This is a genomic window from Mangrovimonas spongiae, assembly GCF_003944795.1.
In the GTDB taxonomy this organism is placed as follows: domain Bacteria; phylum Bacteroidota; class Bacteroidia; order Flavobacteriales; family Flavobacteriaceae; genus Mangrovimonas; species Mangrovimonas spongiae.
Window position 1 is genome coordinate 894,528 of record NZ_RWBG01000001.1, and the last position, 18,358, is coordinate 912,885.

Below are 18,358 nucleotides of genomic sequence, written 5' to 3' on the forward strand. Positions count from 1 at the left end.
ATTAAACATGAAAAAGACTTGTTTAGTGTTGATAACGCTGTTTTTAACATTATCAGCTTACGCACAAAAAACTATAAACAACTATAAATATGTTGTCGTTCCTAAGAGTTATGATTTTTTAGGGGAACCAGATAAATACCGATTAAACTCATTATCAAAATTTTTATTTGAGAAATATGGTTTTACAGCTCTTATGGAAGGCGATGAATATCCAGAAGATTTGCAAAAAAATGGTTGTTTAGCTTTGTATAGCAATGTAGAAAAAGATGGGGGGCTGTTTTTAACCAAATTAAAAGTAGTTTTAAAGGACTGCAAAAAGGATATCGTTTACGAATCTAAACTAGGAGAAAGTAGAGAAAAAAAGTATGTTGTAGCTTATAATAAAGCACTTAGAGATGCTTTTGTGTCTATAGATATGTTACAATACGCTTACGAACCATTGCCAGAGGATAACAAAAGCGATAGTGAAGAGGTGAAACAACTAAAGGCAGAAATAAAACAACTAAAAGAAGATAACACAAAATCAGTAGATAATACTGTTAACTTAGGTATTGCTACAACAAATAAGGAAATAAAAGAAGTTTCTCCTTCTAAGGACACTGATTCAGCGTTAGTGTATCAAGCCAAACTTATTTCCAATAGCGTATTTTCATATGATGTTTTTGCCAATGGTGAAAAGGTGTTTACATTATTATATACAGGAAAGGAAGATATTTATATGATTAAAGATAAAAATGCTGTTGTTTATAAACTTAACGGTAATTGGGTAAAAGCAGAGCAATTAAATGCTGAAAACTTAAAAGTTAAAGTTATAAATCTTAAGTTTTAATAATTGTATTTATTTTTCCAACGATTTTTTAAAAAGTCACGGTGTGCCTTTTCTCGTGCATTATTACCAGGATCGTAAAATTTTTCTCCGGTAATTTCTTTAGGAAGAAATTCTTGTTCGGCAAAATTGTTAGTGTAATTATGGGCGTATTTATAATTATCGCCATACCCTAAATCTTTCATTAATTTAGTTGGCGCATTTCTAATTTCAAGAGGTACACTTAAATCACCAGTTTGTTTTACCAAAGTTTGTGCCGAATTAATGGCTTGATATGCAGCATTACTTTTAGGCGAGCAGGCTAGGTAAGTGGCACATTGACTTAAAATAATTCTAGATTCTGGATTGCCTATAACAGAAACCGCTTGGAATGTATTATTAGCAATTACTAATGCCGTAGGATTAGCATTTCCAATATCTTCACTTGCTAAAATTAATAAGCGTCTTGCTATAAATTTAACATCTTCACCACCTTCAATCATTCTTGCCAACCAGTAAACAGCGCCATTGGGGTCGCTACCACGAATAGATTTTATAAAAGCAGAAATAATATCGTAATGTTGTTCGCCTGTTTTATCGTAACGCACTGTATTACTTTGTACTTTATTTAAAACAAATTCGTTTGTTACGGTAATTTCTTCTGCGGTTTCCGATGTAATGATTAATTCAAAAATATTAAGTAGTTTCCTAGCGTCGCCACCAGAAAGACGTAATAAAGCATCGGTTTCTTTGAGAGTAATATTTTTTTTGGCTAGTTGTTCATCTTTTTCAATCGCACGCGTTAAGAGTGCTTCTAAATCGCTTTTTTCAAAAGCATTTAAAATATAAACCTGACATCGCGATAATAGTGCAGGAATAACTTCAAAGCTTGGGTTTTCTGTTGTGGCACCAATTAAAGTAACCCAGCCTTTTTCAACGGCTTGCAATAAGGAGTCTTGTTGCGATTTACTAAACCTATGGATCTCATCAATGAATAAAATAGGGTTTTTAGTTGTAAACAAGCCGCCACTATTTTTTGCTTTTTCAATAACTTCTCGAACGTCTTTTACACCAGAATTTATAGCACTAAGTGTATAAAATGGTCTTTTTGATTGTTCAGCAATAATGTTGGCTAAGGTCGTTTTTCCTGTTCCGGGCGGTCCCCAAAAAATCATAGATGGAATAATACCTTGCTCAATATGTTTGGTTAGTACACCTTTGTCACCCACAAGATGTTTTTGACTAATGTAGTCTTCCAATGATTTTGGTCGTAATCGTTCTGCCAATGGTTCGTTCATGTGGTAAAAATAATGTAATTTATGTGGAATTAAAAGACGTTAATTGCTGACATTTTATCACATCTGTCTATATTGGATTAGCTTTTGCTAATAATGTTTCTATGAATCACTTACAAGACGACAATTTTAAGTTTACTAATGGTGTTATACTTTACCCAATTCTATTTGTTTTAATTATTTGGATTGTATTTTGGGTTGAGATTAGATTTGGCATAGATTTTACCTTTTTAGGTGTTTACCCACAAACGTTGCCTGGTCTAAAAGGTGTTTTTTTTAGCCCTTTAATACATTCCAATATTACGCACTTATATCATAATACAATACCGTTATTTGTTTTAACAGCGGCCATGTTTTTTTTCTATAAAGACATTGCATGGAAAGTTATTGTGTATGGTATTTTACTATCGGGTTTGCTAACTTGGGTTATTGGGCGACCATCTTACCATATTGGAGCAAGTGGCGTTATTTATGTATTAGTAAGTTTTACTTTTTTTAAGGGCGTTTTTGCGAAACATTTCCGACTTATTGCTTTGTCTTTATTGGTTGTTTTTCTCTATGGAAGTATGTTATGGTACATTTTTCCTGTTAAAGAACAAATGTCTTGGGAAGGCCACTTGTCGGGGTTAATAACAGGATTATTGTTTGCTTTTATTTTTAGAAATAAGATAGCAAAACCTATTAAATATGAATGGGAAAATCCTGAGTATAATGAAGATGATGATCCATTTTTAAAACATTTTGATGAAGATGGTAATTTTATTGAAACATTGCCAGACCAAGAAGAAAACCCTGAAACTGATGAAAGCTCCTCTATTGAGGTAAATTATATTTTTAAAGAAGACGAGGATTAACGTCTTTGCCTAACTACTTCATATAAAAATGCTCCACACGCCACAGATACATTTAAAGAGTCTATATCACCTAGTAAGGGTAGTTTAGCTTTAGCATCTACAGCTTTTAAAACTGATGGAGAAATACCTTTGCCTTCAGCTCCCATTATAATACCTGTAGGTTCTTTAAAAGATACATCGTAAATATAGTGATCTGTCTTTTCGGTAGCAGCGACCACTTTTATACCAGAAGCTTGTAAATGAAATACGGCATCTTTAATATGGTCTACTTTACAAATAGGAATTTTAAATACAGCCCCAGCACTTGTTTTAATAGTATCAGCATTTACTGGAGCACCACCTTTTTTCTGAATAATGATACCATTAACGCCTGTGCATTCGGCAGTTCTTATAATAGCACCAAAGTTTCTAACATCGCTTAGTTGGTCTAACAACAAAAATAGAGGCGTTTTCCCAGATTCTATAACACTCATAACCAAGTTATCTAAATCATAAAAGTCGATAGGTGAGATTTGCGCAACAACACCCTGATGATTTTTATGTGAGAGTCTATTTAATTTTTCAACAGGAACTACGCTATAGGAAATATTTTCTTTTTTAACGAGATCATGTAGCTCTTTATATAATTCGCCTTGTAAGCCTTTTTGGATAAAAAGTTTATCGACTGTTTTTCCAGATTCTATGGCTTCAATAATAGCACGTAAACCAAATATTTGAGTGTTTTTTTCCATGGGGTAAAGGTATAAAAAAAGCGACTGAAATTTTCAGTCGCTTTTAAGTTTATAAAGTTAAAAGAAAATTATTTTCTTAAAGCACCTTCATAACCGTGTAAGTTATTTAACGATATGTTAGAGTTAGGAGCTGCAGCTCTACCTGAACCAATTTCTGTTCCAGTAGTATCATCAAAAAGCGTTACAACACCATTAGTGATATTAAAAGACATAACATATGTTAAATCTAATCCATCAGGGTCTGATCCATGAGTTGAGCTATATGCATTAGCATCAGCTTGAGTATATGAACCACTTAAAGTAGAACCACCTCTAGAATATTCAACGGTAACTGGGATTAAGAAATCTAAACCAGTTGGCTGTAATCCACCATCATCCCAGATATTTTGAATGATAAGGTAATCACCATCGGCTAATGAAGAAATATCTACATGAGCAACTTCAGGACAATCTGCAGTAGCAGCTAAATAATCAATAAAGCTACCGTCTGCACCATTAAATAAAAGAAAGTCATTATCATATGCTATTTGGCATAATGTAAATTCACTTCCTGAGTAAGTAAATGTTTGATCCCAATCAAATACTAAATCTAACTCATTTGAAGCTACATTTTTAATAGTAAATGTGCCCGCATTTAGATTACTATCTGGGTGAACATAATAAGAACTAGCTGGACTAGCTGGTTCTATATGAATAGTTGCTGTTTCATCTTCTTCATAAAGATCATCAGCGGAAATAGTAACAGAAACAGTAGTTGAGGTGCTATAAGCAGAAATTCTACTTCCTCCTAATTGTACATCGTCTTCATCTGCAGTTCCACTTTTTAATACAGCAACTAAATCTACGTTGTAAGCTGTAGGCTTATCAAATTCAACTAAAAAGTCGATAGTTTGCCCTTCGTTTACATCACCAGAAACACTACTTGTTATAGTTGCTGTTGATTTATTGTTCACAGAACCTGGATCTTCAGTATCTATCTTAGCTTTTTCATAATCACATGAAAAAACCAAAACTAAAGATAGAAGAGAGGTATATAAATATTTTAAATTTTTCATAATCGTTATTTAATTTAATTATTGTCTTGTATAAGTTGATGTCCAGAAGAATGGTCCTCCATTAAAGAATACATCTTGATGTTGCATAGTTAAAACACCTGTTTCACCATTCCATGTACCTCCTAGTATATCTCCAATACCATATCCTCCATCTGTACCAAATTCTAAGTTTGTACTAGGTAAAATCTCACCACATAGCTCAATGATAGTACCAGCATTTAATAAAGATGTGTTAGAAGTACATTGGTGTAAGAAACCACCATCTGCACTACCTATAAGCCATCCACCTTGTCCGTCAGATGCAATTGTAGTAGTAAAAGTTGGACCACAAAAATCATTAGTTACTACATAAGTTCCAGATAGGTCTGCAAAACATTGGTAAATAAAAGTTAATGTGATTCCATCTTTTAATCCGTTAGGAATTACATTAGATCCATTTACAGACTCAATATTCAGTTTTAAAACTGGAGATACAGCTAGTGGAGGCGTAATTCCTTCGGTAATTACCGTTAAAGGTAGGCTTCCGATATAGTTGTTTGAAGCTTGCAGAGTAGTAGACATAGAAGTTAAACTGTAATGAGTCCCTTCAATTGCAGTAGAAGATGGATCAACAGATACAACAACATCAACACTACCTACGTTACCTACAGAAGCAGGTCCAACTAAACTTAAGTCGATACCAAACTGCTTATCTTCGCCATCAGCTACAGCACTTAGATTTCTTGCAGCTGATGTGAAACCAGCCAAACTAGGAGAATCACCATAGCTATCAGATTCAACTTCATCATCAACTAAACAAGAGGTTGTCATAGTTAATGCTACAAAACATAATAATAAACTTAATATTCTATAATTTTTCATTTTTCTATTTTTTAGTTTGCCCAAAATATTTTTGTATTGAATACATCAGGCTGGTTAGGTAAATTTCCTGAGTTAGAAGTAACTTCACTATTAGGATAAGCTAATCTTACAGGTCTATCAGGAGTAGTCGCTAACATTGATACTGGTACATCAGAAGGGAATCCTGTTCTATTATATTCAATCCAAGATTCAAAACCGTTAGTACCATTTAAAGCGATCCACTTTTGAGTTATAATAGCTTCTATTTTATCACTAGAAGCATTCCAACCTACATTTTCTATAGATTGGCTATAATATGCAGAAGCATCTCCAGCACCTAAGAAATTAAATGAAGCTGTAATAGCAGACTCATATAATGATTGAGCATCTCCAGTCATTAGATTTCTTTGGGCAGCTTCAGCTTGTAAAAATAAAGCTTCATCAAGTGTGAAAATAGTCGCATCTTGCTGAGGACTGCTTAAAACACCAGGACCTAATAAAGAAACATGTTCTGGCTCCCAGGAATCGTCCGCAGGGTAATTAAGTACACCTTGTGGTATACCAACATGACCTATGGTTAATGGCTCTACAGGTAAAGTGTAAAGACGGTCTATTCTAGGATCATTAAAGTTAATCAATTTCTGAACCACGTAATCTGAAGCACAAGTAGCTTGACCGTTATTTTGCGTTTCACCAGCAACAGTTAAACCATAAGCGGCATAAAATGGACTTTGTTTACCTTCTTCATTAAGGTAACCTGGGTTTACAGCAACATTGTTTGTAATAAATCCAGAGCCTTCATTCATTATAGCATTCATTTCAGTGGTGATATAAGCTTGTTTAGAAGCCATACCAGATTGTCTTACTAAAATTCTTAATTTGACGGTATTAGCAAATTGTTTCCAAGACGTCATATTACCACCAAACATGATATCATCTTCACCAGGAATTACAGCAGTTTCATCTGCATTGTTTATCATGGCAATAGCATTAGTTAACTTTACAATTAAATCATCATAAATAGTTTCTGCATCATCGTAACCAGGAGTTGGATTATCTCCTCTTTGTAAAGCTTCAGAGTATGGTACATCTCCATAAGCATCTACTAATATTTGCATGTGAAAGGCTTTCATGATTTCAGCGATAGCTACATAATTAGCATTTTCAGCTCCTTCTAGATTAGCTAAAGCTTGGTATTGCTTTAACGTATTTCCATACGAATAATCAAAAATTCTATCATAAAAGGTAGCATTTACTTGATATTCAAATTCATCGTAATACCAAGAGAATCCATCACTTTGACTCCAGTTGTACATAAGCATATTCCCTAGAGTATTTGTATATCTATTTGCAAATTGAGTGTTAGCAGAATATACCTGTGCAACAGGAAGCATTAATTCTGCACCAACTTCAGTTGGATTATTTGGATCTTCATTTACATCTAAATAGCTATCGCTACAAGAAAATAAACCTATAGAAACAAATAATACTGTTATTATATTTTTTATTCTTTTCATTATCTTTTTTTTTAAAATTCAATATTTACATTAAATCCATACGAACGTGTTGGAGGTGATTGGAAGTAACCACCAGTACCAATAGCATTACTGTTAGTGTTATTAAATTCTGGATCTGAAAATCTATTTTCTTCAGGCAACCAAGTAATTAAGTTTCTACCAACAACACCTATAGATACTTTAGATAGCTTTAAGTTTTCAATTAACTTACTAGGTAAGTCATAAGATAAAGCAATTTCACGTAGCTTAACTGCTGTAGCATCTCTTACGTAATTTTCTTTAATGTCATTATATGTGTCTGTCCAATAACTTTGTCTACCACCTGTTACAGGTATATTATTGTTTGCAACGTATTGTGGGTTTTCAGCTGTACCTACGTTAATAACGGAGTTAGGCATCACAAAATCTTGTCTATTTGTAGATACACTTTCTACAGATCTACCGGTAAACTCCATAGCATCTGCTAATTGAGAGTAATATACGTGACCTGTTCTATAATCTAGCGTACCAGATAAATTAAAGCCTTTATAGCTTAAAGAGTTAGTCCAACCAATAACATAATCCGGGGTTGTTTTTCCTAATGGCTTTAAATCACCAATTAGAGGTCTACCATTAGTAGCATCTACAACAATTCTACCTTGAGGGTCTCTAACATAAGAGGTTGCTTGTATTTGAGGGAAAACCTCTCCTTCAATAGCATAAATATTGCTACCTAAGTTAACACTAGTAACTCCATTTCCAATCTTATTTACTGTAGTTTCTGCAGATGAGAATGTTAGTGCAGAGTTCCAGTTTAATCCATTATCTGATCTTAAAATATCACCAGCTAAGGTAAAATCAAAAGCATTGTTTTCTAACTCACCAATATTAGTTAAGAAGTTAGTACCACCAGATGCTACAGAAGGCGTGGTGTTTACAATGTTATCAGTAATCATAGTTTTAGCATAAGAACCATCTAAAGTAAGACGTCCTGTGAACATAGATAAATTCAAGTTAATCTCAGTTGAATTTATTTTTTCTTTCTTAATATCAGGATCAACAAAAGTTCCTGGAGCAAAGAATCCATTTATAGTACCAAAAGGGAATGATCCTGATTGAGCATAACGTTCATTAATTTGGTATATTGGTAAATCGTTATATACTGTAGAATTGTTAGCTGATATTTTAAGTAAATCTATAGGTCCTTCTTTAATTGATGGGAAAGCTTCAGATACTACAAAAGACAATCCGATAGCAGGATAGAAGTAACTATTATCATCAGGATTTAGTGTAGATGTGTAATCTTGTCTTCCTGATGCATTTAAGTATATAAAGTCACGGTATCCTAAGGTAACATCAGCAAAGAAACCATAGGTTCTTTTCTCTTGTTCATCTACTGTTCCTTGTAATTCACCTGTACCATTTGAAATGTCATAAAAACCTAAAATACTTAAGTTGTTAGCCGTAATAGAACTCTGTCTATAACGTTGATTGTAACTTGTAGCACCTAAGATAGTTTTAAGGCTAAAATCCTCAAATAAAGTAAAATTACCTGTAGCTAATAAATCTGATGTATAAATAGTAGATTGAAACTCACTATCTGTAACAAAAGAAGATACTGCATCAGGTCTTGTGTAAGCTCCTGTATAATTTTGTTCAGCTCTCCAGTTTTTACCAGTACCTGTAGCTCTATTCAAACTAAACCTTCCTGTAATATTTAACCAGTCAGCAACATCCCAACTTGCTTGAATGTTACCATTCAATCTGTTAGTTCTATCAGTGTTTCTGTTAGTATCGATTGCCCAATAAGGGTTTTGATAATATCCGTTAAAGTAGCCATCAGGAGAGGCATACAAATCGTTTCTCCAATCTTGATAATTTTCTAAAGGAATATTTGCAGGGGTATTCAATACAAACCAGTATAGAGGTCTGTCTTGAGAACCTATAGTACTCCCTACAACATTTGTATTGTCTCTGAAAAAACTAGAGTTTAAAGATAATTCTAGATTACCTAACCTTTGAGAAGCATTAACTCTAACAGTTGTTCTTTCGTAATCATCATTCTTAATAATACCTTCTGTATCTTGATGACCTAAAGACATGTAGAAAGAACTGTTTTTACCCCCACCTGTAAAGTATACATTGTTTTGAAGGTTAACCCCCGTTTGATAAAAATTCAATAAATTATCATCTACTGGCGCATATGGTAAGGTTTGGTATGTACCATCATCAAAAGTTGGTCCAACTTGTCTTGGAACACCGTCAAAACGAGGTCCCCAGTTAGTGTTTTCAATTGGGTCATAGTCACCTTGCCATCCAGTACCATATTCAGTTTGGAAATCAGGCATATAAGCCACTTGAGTAAATGTGGTAGTTGATCTTACGCCAACAGTGAACTTAGAGTTCTCTTTACCTCTTTTAGTGGTAACAATTAAGGCACCATTTGCAGCATCTGATCCATATAAAGCAGCAGCCGTAGATCCTTTAAGAACGTTGATATTCTCAATATCATTTGGGTTTAAATCATCAAACGCCCCTTGAGTAGCTCTAGAACCGTCAATAACAATCAATGCTGAGTTGTTTTGACCAATAGAACGTAAACCTCTTAACAGTATCTGAGAAGAAGGATTTACACCGTTATCTTGAACATTAATTTGAAGACCAGAAATCTTACCAACAAGACCTTGAGCAGCTGTAGTAGGGTTAACCGTACTTAACTTCTCACTCTCAATGGCTTCTGCTTGATAAGCAATTTCTTTCTTTTCCCTTTTAATACCTAAGGCTGTAATTACTACTTCGTCAATAGCCTGAACATCAGGATCCATAGCGAAGCTCATGGTGTTAGAAGCACCAACAGTCATTTCTTTAGTAGCGTAACCTACGAAAGAGTAAGACAATACATCACCTTGGTTTGCAGTGATAGAGTAATTACCGTCGAAGTCTGTTTGGGTACCGTTAGTAGTCCCTTTAACAATGACATTAACTCCAGGAAGAGGTAATCCGTTTTCATCGGAAATTGTTCCTGAAATTTGTTTTTCTTGCGCGAACGAAAGTTGCACAACAAACGCTAGGAATAGCGTTAAAATTCCACTAAACTTTGTTTTCATTTTATATTTTATTTGAATTAGTCTACGCCAAAAATCATAATAAAAAGTTAATTAAACAATAAATAAGGGTTAAAATTTTGAATTTTTTTGCGAAAATCACCGTGTGAAGCTAAAGTTTTCCTAAAAAAATGAAGTTAAGCTTAGGTGTACTTGAGAGTTTGAAAACTTGAAGTTTTGGGTTTCAGTTTTGCCGTTGGCGTAGTTAAATTTTAATAGTCCTGCTTTTGTTAATATGCCAAAACCTAATCCAAAACCGTAAAGCTTTTCTTTTTGGTTTGCTATATCATTTTCTAAGTAAGAGAAATCTATAATGGTATGAAGGTAAATGCTTTGACTTAGCAAATATCTGTATTCCGTATTAAGGATACCATATAAATTTGCAGACAGGCTGTTTTCTTTAAATCCTCTAATGGAATTTATTCCTCCAAACCGGTAGAGTTCGTTTTCTAAATAATTATTGGAGATTAAATAGCCGCCATTTGCTCTTAAGAAAATACTGTTTTTCCGGTTTAAATTAAAGGTTTTATAAGTGTCGATAAATAAATCATGTTGTTCGTGTTTTTCTTCATTATTTCTATATCCTGTCCCGAATTCTAGGTTTATATATGTGGAAATAGGGAATAAACGATTATTTGTTTGAAGGTTTTGGTGTAGGTAGCCTATGCTGTAGAAAAAGGATTCGTAATCTTCAATAGGTGTAAAATTGCTGGTGTTACTTAATAAGTTATTTGACTTTATTGATTTTATCCCCGCCGATATTTCATTTTTTGTATTTAACTGATATAAAAGTTTGACGTTTTGCGATGCTGTTGTAAATGAGGAGTCTTTTTTAAATAAGTTTAATTGTAATTGGGCTCCTATTGGAGAGTTAAAAAGATACGGTATTTTTAAGTTAGCATTAAACGTGCGTTGGTCGTTTTCATCACTTTTATATATTAAGGAGAACGATTCACCTAAATTTAGATTATTGTTTAAATCGAGGTTAAGGTAGCCATTAAATTCTAAGTTGCCGTTTTCTTCATTTGTTCCAAAACCTAAAAAGCCATCAAAATTATTGCTTTTGGTTTTTTTAAGATATACATATAATATAGTAGAGTCTTTGGTGAATAAAACTTCAGGATCTTTAATTTGACTCGAAAATCGAAGCTGATTTAAATTAGATAGTTGTTGTTTAATTTTATTTAAATTGAATACGTTCCCTTCTTTAATTTTTAGATTATGCTTTAAGTATGCCTTTGGGAATTTTTCATAACCTTTAATTATAATCTTGTCAATTTTTCTACTCTCTGTTTTTTGAGTTATGTCCAAATTGGCTTCTAGGATGTTTTTATTTATAAATTGTTTTGTCAGTTTTACTGTCGAAAATGGGTCTCCCGATTCAATTATCTTGGCACTTAGTTGTTCGAGTGTGTTTTGAGTTTGTTCGAAAGGGATTGTAATATAATTCTCAAAAACTTCACTATTAGTAATGTTGTTAAGGTGTGTTTTGATGTTGTGCTCTTTGTTGTTAAAGAAAATTTTTACCGAATCAATTTTGCTTCCTAGCAACATCTTGCAGGTTACAAGACTGTCGTGCTTTTTTTTAACGTTGTAAACTTTTGCTTCTATAAACCCACTTTTAATGAGTTTGGATTTTAAACTGTCGATTTCGTTGATTGCGGATTTAAAATTATCGTGAGTGGTTTTGTATCCTGTTTGGTGTATAATTTGTGTCTCTAAGCTATCTTTGCTGGTAATTTTTAATTTTAAGTTTTGGCTAAAACCTAAATCAATATTTACACAGTATATAATAAGGAGTAAAATAAAAGTTCTAAACACGTTTTAAAGCAGGGTTTGGTGTGTAAAGCTAACGTAAAATGTAATTATATGATATGAAAGGCGTGTCAAAATTTTAATTCGCTTGAAAATTAATGTAATAACATTTGAAAAATTAATTTTTATTTCTACCTTTGCAGCCCTCAAAAGTGAGGGTTAAAATAATTTTATATAGAAATATATGCCAACAATTTCACAATTAGTACGAAAAGGAAGAGCCAAAATAACCAAGAAGAGTAAATCGGCTGCTTTAGATTCGTGTCCACAAAGACGTGGGGTTTGTACGCGTGTATATACGACTACACCAAAAAAACCTAACTCAGCAATGCGTAAAGTTGCAAGGGTAAGGTTAACTAATGGTAAAGAAGTAAACGCATACATCCCAGGAGAAGGACACAATTTACAAGAGCACTCGATAGTATTGGTTAGAGGTGGAAGGGTAAAAGATTTACCAGGTGTTAGATATCACATTGTTCGTGGTGCATTGGATACCGCAGGTGTTCAAGGTAGAACGCAACGTAGATCTAAGTATGGTGCAAAACGCCCTAAGAAGTAATTAAAAACTTTAAGAAGAAGACATGAGAAAAAGACAAGCGAAAAAAAGGCCTCTTTTGCCGGATCCACGTTTTAACGACCAGTTAGTAACTCGTTTCGTTAATATGATGATGTGGGATGGGAAGAAGTCTGTGGCTTTTAAAGTGTTTTACGAAGCAATAGATATCGTAGAGCAAAAGAAAACAGATGACGAAAAAACAGCTTTAGAAATATGGAAAGATGCACTTTCAAATGTGATGCCACACGTAGAAGTACGTAGTCGTCGTGTAGGTGGTGCAACATTTCAAATTCCAATGCAAATTCGTCCAGACCGTAAAGTGTCAACTGCTATGAAGTGGTTAATTAACTTTTCGAGAAAAAGAAACGAAAAATCAATGCCTCAAAAATTAGCTGCTGAGATTTTAGCTGCAGCTAAAGAAGAAGGTGCTGCCGTTAAGAAACGTTTAGATACTCACCGAATGGCAGAAGCAAACAAAGCATTCTCTCACTTTAGATTCTAAAATATAAAATGGCACAAAGAGATTTAAAATATACAAGAAATATAGGGATTGCCGCTCATATTGATGCAGGTAAAACAACAACTACAGAGCGTATTCTTTTCTATACAGGAGTTTCTCATAAAATAGGTGAAGTGCACGATGGTGCTGCAACTATGGACTGGATGGAACAAGAGCAAGAAAGAGGTATTACCATTACTTCGGCTGCAACAACTTGTACTTGGAAATTCCCAATGGAAAATGCTAAAGAATTACCAGATACAAAAGGATACCATTTTAACATTATTGATACTCCAGGACACGTTGATTTTACCGTAGAGGTAAACCGTTCGTTAAGAGTATTAGATGGTTTAGTGTTCTTGTTTAGTGCTGTTGATGGTGTTGAGCCACAATCAGAAACTAACTGGAGATTAGCAGATAACTACAAAGTACCACGTATGGGATTTGTTAACAAGATGGACCGTCAAGGATCTAACTTTTTAGCAGTATGCCAACAAGTAAAAGATATGCTAGGGTCTAACGCCGTACCAATTGTATTACCAATTGGTGATGAAGCAGACTTTAGAGGTATTGTAGATTTAGTAAAAAACAGAGCTATCGTTTGGCATGAGGATAATTTCGGTTCTACGTTTGACGTAATCGATATTCCTGAAGACATGAAAGACGAAGTAAAAGAATATAGAGCAAACCTTATCGAGGAAGTAGCTGGATACGACGAAAATCTTCTAGAAAAATTCATGGAAGATGAAGAGTCTATCACAGAAGATGAAATCCACGCAGCATTACGTGCAGCAGTTATGGATATGTCTATTATTCCAATGATTTGTGGTTCGGCATTTAAGAACAAAGGTGTACAGTTTTTATTAGATGCTGTTTGCCGTTACTTGCCTTCACCAGTAGATAAGGATGCTATCGTGGGTACAGATCCAAATACAGGAGAAGATACAACACGTAAACCAGATGTAACAGCGCCTTTTTCAGCGTTAGCATTTAAAATTGCAACCGATCCTTTTGTTGGTCGTTTAGCTTTCTTCCGTGCATACTCTGGTAGATTAGATGCAGGTTCTTATGTGTTAAATAACCGTTCTGGTAAAAAAGAGCGTATTTCACGTATTTACCAAATGCATTCAAACAAGCAAAATGCAATCGAATATATTGAAGCAGGAGATATTGGAGCTGCAGTAGGATTTAAAGATATTAAAACAGGTGATACATTATCAGATGAAAAATCACCAATCGTTTTAGAATCTATGGAATTCCCAGACCCAGTAATTGGTATCGCTGTTGAGCCTAAAACTAAGGCCGATGTAGATAAATTAGGTATGGCTTTAGCTAAATTAGCAGAAGAAGATCCTACATTTACTGCAAGAACAGACGAAGCTTCAGGACAAACAATTATATCAGGAATGGGTGAGCTTCACTTAGATATTATTGTAGATCGCCTTAAACGTGAATTTAAAGTAGAGGTTAACCAAGGTCAACCTCAAGTAGAGTACAAAGAAGCCGTAACACAAAGAGCTGAACACAGAGAAACTTACAAGAAACAATCTGGTGGTCGTGGTAAATTCGCAGATATCGTATTTACTCTTGAACCAGCTGAAGAAGGTAAGCAAGGTCTTGAGTTTGTCTCTGAAATTAAAGGTGGTAACGTACCAAAAGAATTCATTCCTTCTGTAGAAAAAGGATTTAAAATGGCTATGCAAAACGGTCCATTAGCAGGATACGAAGTAGATGCTATGAAAGTTACTTTAACAGATGGATCTTATCACGATGTGGATTCAGATCAATTATCATTCGAATTGGCTGCTAAATTAGGATTTAAAGCTGCTGCAAAAGCTGCAAAAGCTGTAATCATGGAGCCAATCATGAAATTAGAAGTGTTAACTCCTGAAGAAAACATGGGAGATATTGTTGGAGACCTTAACCGTCGTCGTGGCCAAGTTAATAACATGAGCGACAGAGCAGGTTCTAAAGTAATAAAGGCAGATGTGCCATTATCTGAAATGTTTGGATATGTAACATCGTTACGTACTTTATCATCTGGTAGAGCAACATCTACTATGGAATTTTCACATTATGCAGAAACACCTTCTAACATTGCAGAAGAAGTGATTAAAGCTGCGCAAGGAGGAGTTGAAGCTTAAATTTTACGAAAATGAGTCAAAAAATTAGAATAAAACTAAAATCATACGATCACAACTTAGTAGATAAATCTGCTGATAAGATTGTAAAAACAGTAAAAAGCACTGGAGCTGTAGTAACGGGACCAATTCCATTACCAACACACAAGAAAATTTTTACTGTACTACGTTCACCACACGTAAACAAAAAATCTAGAGAGCAATTTCAATTAAGTTCTTACAAAAGATTACTTGATATCTATAGCTCGTCATCAAAAACTATCGATGCTTTGATGAAACTAGAGTTGCCAAGTGGTGTAGAAGTTGAGATTAAAGTATAATCACACACCTGTGTAGGCAGGTATCTCTCAGAAAGAGATTCCCGCTTTCGCGAGAATGAAAATGTCCCACCGATGCGGTCGCGGGAAAAACGGTAAAAATACATTTCAGGGTTGAAAAGTATTTTGACCCTGAAATTTTTTAAATAAGTAAGTAATAATAAATTTTAATTAATAATTATGTCTGGGTTAATAGGAAAAAAAATCGGTATGACCAGCATTTTCGATGACAATGGAAAGAACATTCCATGTACAGTTATCCAAGCTGGACCATGTATCGTTACCCAAGTCAGAACTGACGAAGTTGATGGCTACAACGCTGTTCAATTAGGTTTCGATGACGCGACAGAAAAAAGTGCTACAAAAGCAGACTTAGGTCATGCTAAAAAAGCAGGTACTTCTGTAAAACGCAAAGTTGTTGAATTTAAAGGTTTTGATGAGGAGTACAAGTTAGGCGATGCTATTACAGTAGAGCATTTTGCTGAAGGAGAATTTGTTGATGTTTCAGGTACATCAAAAGGTAAAGGATTCCAAGGTGTTGTTAAAAGACACGGTTTTGGTGGAGTTGGTCAAGCAACACACGGTCAACATAACCGTTTAAGAGCTCCTGGATCTATTGGTGCTGCATCATATCCTGCACGTGTATTTAAAGGTATGCGAATGGCCGGAAGAATGGGTGGCGAGAAAGTGAAAGTTCAAAATTTAAGAGTTTTAAAAGTAGTTCCAGAAAAGAACTTACTTGTTGTTAAAGGATGCGTTCCTGGACACAAAAACGCTTATGTAATTGTAAGAAAGTAATGAAAGTAGCAGTTTTAGATATAAACGGAAAAGACACAGGAAGAAAGGTTGAACTTTCTAAAGATGTGTTTGCTATAGAGCCAAACAACCATGCTGTTTATTTAGACGTGAAGCAATATTTAGCTAATCAACGTCAAGGAACACACAAGGCTAAGGAAAGAGCAGAAATTGCTGGAAGTACACGTAAAATTAAAAAACAAAAAGGTACTGGTACTGCAAGAGCAGGAAGTATTAAATCTGGTGTTTTTAAAGGTGGTGGACGTATGTTTGGTCCAAGACCTAGAAATTACGGGTTTAAATTAAACAAAAACCTTAAACGTTTAGCACGTAAATCAGCTTTAACAATTAAAGCAAATGAGAAAGCGATTACAGTACTAGAAGACTTAAACTTTGAAACTCCAAAAACAAAAGAGTTCAAAGCAGTGCTAAAAGCCTTAAGCCTAGATGATAAAAAATCACTCTTTGTGTTGGGAGCGTCAAATAATAATGTATATTTGTCGTCACGTAATTTACAAGGGCACGAAGTTGTAAATAGCTCTGAATTAAGCACTTATAAGATTGTTAATGCAAATCAAGTAGTGCTTTTTGAGAGTTCATTAGAAGGAATTGAAACGAATTTAAGTAAATAAGGAACCATGAACATCTTAATAAAACCTATAATCACAGAAAAAGCGACCACTCAAAGTGAGACTTTGAATGCTTATGCTTTTGAGGTGAATACAAAGGCGAACAAGATAGAAATTAAAGAAGCGGTAGAAGCTGCTTATGGTGTTTCTGTTGAAAAAGTTCGTACGATAAATGTCCGCCCAGAAAGAAGTACTCGTTATACAAAAACGGGAATTCAAAACGGAAAAACAAAAGCTATTAAAAAAGCTATTGTTCAAGTGGCGGAAGGTGAGATTATTGATTTATACAGTAATATGTAAATAGACTAAAATGTCAGTAAAGAAATTAAAACCAATCACGCCAGGTCAGCGTTTTAGAGTAGTTAATGGGTATGACGCCATTACTACTGATAAGCCGGAGAAAAGTTTACTTGCTCCGAAAAAAAGATCTGGTGGTAGAAACAGTCAAGGAAAAATGACCATGCGCTACATAGGTGGTGGTCATAAGAAACGTTATCGTATCATCGATTTTAAACGTAACAAAGCAGGAGTATCTGCAGAAGTTATGTCTATCGAGTACGATCCAAACAGAACTGCATTCATCGCTTTATTAAAATATGAAGATGGTGAAAAGAGATATATTATCGCGCAAAACGGTCTTCAAGTTGGACAAAAAGTGGTTTCGAATACCGAAAATGTACCAACTGAAATCGGTAACGCTATGCCATTAAATAAAATTCCATTAGGAACAATTATTTCATGTGTTGAGTTAAGACCAGGACAAGGTGCTGTAATGGCGCGTTCAGCTGGAGCCTTTGCTCAATTAATGGCAAGAGAAGGTAGATTTGCTACTATTAAATTGCCTTCTGGAGAAACACGTATGGTTCCTGGATCTTGTATGGCAACAATAGGCGTTGTGTCAAATTCAGATCATCAATTACTTGTAGCTGGTAAAGCTGGTAGAACACGTTGGTTAGGTAGAAGACCAAGAACAAGACCAGTAGTAATGAACCCAGTTGATCACCCAATGGGTGGTGGTGAAGGACGTTCTTCTGGAGGACACCCTCGCTCAAGAAAAGGATTGCCAGCTAAAGGTTATAGAACGCGTTCTAAAACTAAGGCAAGTAACAAATATATTGTAGAACGTAGAAAGAAATAATAAGACATGGCAAGATCATTAAAAAAAGGACCTTACGTTCATTATAAATTAGAAAGAAAAGTTCAGGCCAATGTTGAGTCTGGTAAGAAAACCGTAATCAAAACTTGGTCAAGAGCCAGTATGATTACTCCAGATTTTGTTGGACAAACGATAGCTGTGCATAACGGACGTCAATTCGTGCCAGTATATGTAACAGAAAACATGGTAGGACATAAATTAGGAGAATTTTCACCAACACGTTCATTCCGTGGACACGCTGGTGCTAAAAACAAAGGAAAAAGGTAATAA

Annotated in this window: 18 protein-coding genes; 11 read left to right on the forward strand and 7 right to left on the reverse strand. The window is 34.6% G+C overall.

What is annotated here, in order from left to right; genetic code table 11:
• Positions 1 to 7: 7 nt before the first annotated feature.
• The gene (locus EJA19_RS04095; RefSeq protein WP_125467060.1) at positions 8 to 829 is read left to right on the forward strand and encodes a hypothetical protein; all 822 of its coding nucleotides are present in this window, start codon (positions 8 to 10) and stop codon (positions 827 to 829) included.
• Here EJA19_RS04095 and EJA19_RS04100 read toward each other — a convergent pair.
• A complete protein-coding gene (locus EJA19_RS04100; RefSeq protein ID WP_125467061.1) occupies positions 826 to 2,103 on the reverse strand; it encodes a replication-associated recombination protein A in 1,278 nt (425 codons plus the stop codon). The two genes, EJA19_RS04095 and EJA19_RS04100, sit on opposite strands and share 4 nt — an antisense overlap.
• A 101-nt stretch (positions 2,104 to 2,204) precedes the next feature.
• Here EJA19_RS04100 and EJA19_RS04105 point away from each other — a divergent pair, with 101 nt between their 5' ends.
• A complete protein-coding gene (locus EJA19_RS04105) occupies positions 2,205 to 2,954 on the forward strand; it encodes a rhomboid family intramembrane serine protease (protein WP_125467062.1) in 750 nt (249 codons plus the stop codon).
• On the opposite strand, the gene rlmB is transcribed toward EJA19_RS04105, so the two are convergent.
• The 6 genes from rlmB to EJA19_RS04135 form a co-directional block, all read right to left on the reverse strand.
• On the reverse strand, positions 2,951 to 3,685 hold the full coding sequence (rlmB, locus tag EJA19_RS04110) for a 23S rRNA (guanosine(2251)-2'-O)-methyltransferase RlmB (RefSeq protein WP_125467063.1): 735 nt from the start codon (positions 3,683 to 3,685) through the stop codon (positions 2,951 to 2,953). The two genes, EJA19_RS04105 and rlmB, sit on opposite strands and share 4 nt — an antisense overlap.
• Positions 3,686 to 3,753: 68 nt before the next feature.
• A complete protein-coding gene (locus tag EJA19_RS04115) occupies positions 3,754 to 4,740 on the reverse strand; it encodes a hypothetical protein (protein WP_125467064.1) in 987 nt (328 codons plus the stop codon).
• Between the two features lie 18 nt (positions 4,741 to 4,758).
• The gene (locus tag EJA19_RS04120) at positions 4,759 to 5,601 is read right to left on the reverse strand and encodes a hypothetical protein (protein ID WP_125467065.1); all 843 of its coding nucleotides are present in this window, start codon (positions 5,599 to 5,601) and stop codon (positions 4,759 to 4,761) included.
• An 11-nt stretch (positions 5,602 to 5,612) separates the two neighbouring features.
• Positions 5,613 to 7,097 (reverse strand): SusD/RagB family nutrient-binding outer membrane lipoprotein, encoded by a 1,485-nt coding sequence (locus EJA19_RS04125; protein WP_125467066.1) that lies wholly within the window; start codon positions 7,095 to 7,097, stop codon positions 5,613 to 5,615.
• Between the two features lie 11 nt (positions 7,098 to 7,108).
• Positions 7,109 to 10,183: a SusC/RagA family TonB-linked outer membrane protein gene (locus tag EJA19_RS04130; protein WP_125467067.1), complete on the reverse strand. Its 3,075-nt coding sequence runs from the start codon at positions 10,181 to 10,183 to the stop codon at positions 7,109 to 7,111.
• A gap of 120 nt (positions 10,184 to 10,303) precedes the next feature.
• The gene (locus tag EJA19_RS04135; RefSeq protein ID WP_240640204.1) at positions 10,304 to 12,001 is read right to left on the reverse strand and encodes a POTRA domain-containing protein; all 1,698 of its coding nucleotides are present in this window, start codon (positions 11,999 to 12,001) and stop codon (positions 10,304 to 10,306) included.
• Positions 12,002 to 12,179: 178 nt separating this feature from the next.
• On the opposite strand from EJA19_RS04135, the gene rpsL reads away from it, so the two are divergent.
• The 9 genes from rpsL (at position 12,180) to rpsS (ending at position 18,355) form a co-directional block, all read left to right on the forward strand.
• Complete coding sequence (rpsL, locus tag EJA19_RS04140) at positions 12,180 to 12,554, forward strand: 30S ribosomal protein S12 (RefSeq protein ID WP_036121756.1); 375 nt, start codon at positions 12,180 to 12,182, stop codon at positions 12,552 to 12,554.
• 22 nt (positions 12,555 to 12,576) lie between these two features.
• The gene (rpsG, locus tag EJA19_RS04145; protein ID WP_125467068.1) at positions 12,577 to 13,053 is read left to right on the forward strand and encodes a 30S ribosomal protein S7; all 477 of its coding nucleotides are present in this window, start codon (positions 12,577 to 12,579) and stop codon (positions 13,051 to 13,053) included.
• An 8-nt stretch (positions 13,054 to 13,061) separates the two neighbouring features.
• Complete coding sequence (fusA, locus tag EJA19_RS04150; RefSeq protein WP_125467069.1) at positions 13,062 to 15,194, forward strand: elongation factor G; 2,133 nt, start codon at positions 13,062 to 13,064, stop codon at positions 15,192 to 15,194.
• A gap of 11 nt (positions 15,195 to 15,205) precedes the next feature.
• Positions 15,206 to 15,511 (forward strand): 30S ribosomal protein S10, encoded by a 306-nt coding sequence (rpsJ, locus tag EJA19_RS04155; protein WP_007650482.1) that lies wholly within the window; start codon positions 15,206 to 15,208, stop codon positions 15,509 to 15,511.
• A gap of 177 nt (positions 15,512 to 15,688) precedes the next feature.
• On the forward strand, positions 15,689 to 16,306 hold the full coding sequence (gene rplC, locus EJA19_RS04160) for a 50S ribosomal protein L3 (RefSeq protein WP_125467070.1): 618 nt from the start codon (positions 15,689 to 15,691) through the stop codon (positions 16,304 to 16,306).
• Positions 16,306 to 16,935 (forward strand): 50S ribosomal protein L4, encoded by a 630-nt coding sequence (gene rplD / locus EJA19_RS04165; RefSeq protein WP_125467071.1) that lies wholly within the window; start codon positions 16,306 to 16,308, stop codon positions 16,933 to 16,935. Before rplC ends, rplD begins: the two co-directional genes overlap by 1 nt.
• Before the next feature lie 6 nt (positions 16,936 to 16,941).
• The gene (gene rplW, locus EJA19_RS04170; RefSeq protein WP_125467072.1) at positions 16,942 to 17,232 is read left to right on the forward strand and encodes a 50S ribosomal protein L23; all 291 of its coding nucleotides are present in this window, start codon (positions 16,942 to 16,944) and stop codon (positions 17,230 to 17,232) included.
• Positions 17,233 to 17,242: 10 nt separating this feature from the next.
• Positions 17,243 to 18,070, forward strand: coding sequence for a 50S ribosomal protein L2 (gene rplB, locus EJA19_RS04175; protein WP_125467073.1), 828 nt, complete (start codon positions 17,243 to 17,245; stop codon positions 18,068 to 18,070).
• 6 nt (positions 18,071 to 18,076) lie between these two features.
• Positions 18,077 to 18,355 carry a 30S ribosomal protein S19 gene (gene rpsS / locus EJA19_RS04180; RefSeq protein ID WP_125467074.1) on the forward strand — a complete coding sequence of 93 codons (279 nt, stop codon included), beginning with the start codon at positions 18,077 to 18,079 and terminating at the stop codon, positions 18,353 to 18,355.
• Positions 18,356 to 18,358: the final 3 nt, after the last annotated feature.

Bases quoted from the DNA above. Each gene is read 5' to 3' on its own strand.
- EJA19_RS04095 (WP_125467060.1), top strand. From the start codon at position 8: ATGAAAAAGACTTGTTTAGTGTTGATAACGCTGTTTTTAACATTATCA.
- EJA19_RS04100 (WP_125467061.1), bottom strand. From the start codon at position 2,103: ATGAACGAACCATTGGCAGAACGATTACGACCAAAATCATTGGAAGAC.
- EJA19_RS04105 (WP_125467062.1), top strand. From the start codon at position 2,205: ATGAATCACTTACAAGACGACAATTTTAAGTTTACTAATGGTGTTATA.
- rlmB (WP_125467063.1), bottom strand. From the start codon at position 3,685: ATGGAAAAAAACACTCAAATATTTGGTTTACGTGCTATTATTGAAGCC.
- EJA19_RS04115 (WP_125467064.1), bottom strand. From the start codon at position 4,740: ATGAAAAATTTAAAATATTTATATACCTCTCTTCTATCTTTAGTTTTG.
- EJA19_RS04120 (WP_125467065.1), bottom strand. From the start codon at position 5,601: ATGAAAAATTATAGAATATTAAGTTTATTATTATGTTTTGTAGCATTA.
- EJA19_RS04125 (WP_125467066.1), bottom strand. From the start codon at position 7,097: ATGAAAAGAATAAAAAATATAATAACAGTATTATTTGTTTCTATAGGT.
- EJA19_RS04130 (WP_125467067.1), bottom strand. From the start codon at position 10,183: ATGAAAACAAAGTTTAGTGGAATTTTAACGCTATTCCTAGCGTTTGTT.
- rpsL (WP_036121756.1), top strand. From the start codon at position 12,180: ATGCCAACAATTTCACAATTAGTACGAAAAGGAAGAGCCAAAATAACC.
- rpsG (WP_125467068.1), top strand. From the start codon at position 12,577: ATGAGAAAAAGACAAGCGAAAAAAAGGCCTCTTTTGCCGGATCCACGT.
- fusA (WP_125467069.1), top strand. From the start codon at position 13,062: ATGGCACAAAGAGATTTAAAATATACAAGAAATATAGGGATTGCCGCT.
- rpsJ (WP_007650482.1), top strand. From the start codon at position 15,206: ATGAGTCAAAAAATTAGAATAAAACTAAAATCATACGATCACAACTTA.
- rplC (WP_125467070.1), top strand. From the start codon at position 15,689: ATGTCTGGGTTAATAGGAAAAAAAATCGGTATGACCAGCATTTTCGAT.
- rplD (WP_125467071.1), top strand. From the start codon at position 16,306: ATGAAAGTAGCAGTTTTAGATATAAACGGAAAAGACACAGGAAGAAAG.
- rplW (WP_125467072.1), top strand. From the start codon at position 16,942: ATGAACATCTTAATAAAACCTATAATCACAGAAAAAGCGACCACTCAA.
- rplB (WP_125467073.1), top strand. From the start codon at position 17,243: ATGTCAGTAAAGAAATTAAAACCAATCACGCCAGGTCAGCGTTTTAGA.
- rpsS (WP_125467074.1), top strand. From the start codon at position 18,077: ATGGCAAGATCATTAAAAAAAGGACCTTACGTTCATTATAAATTAGAA.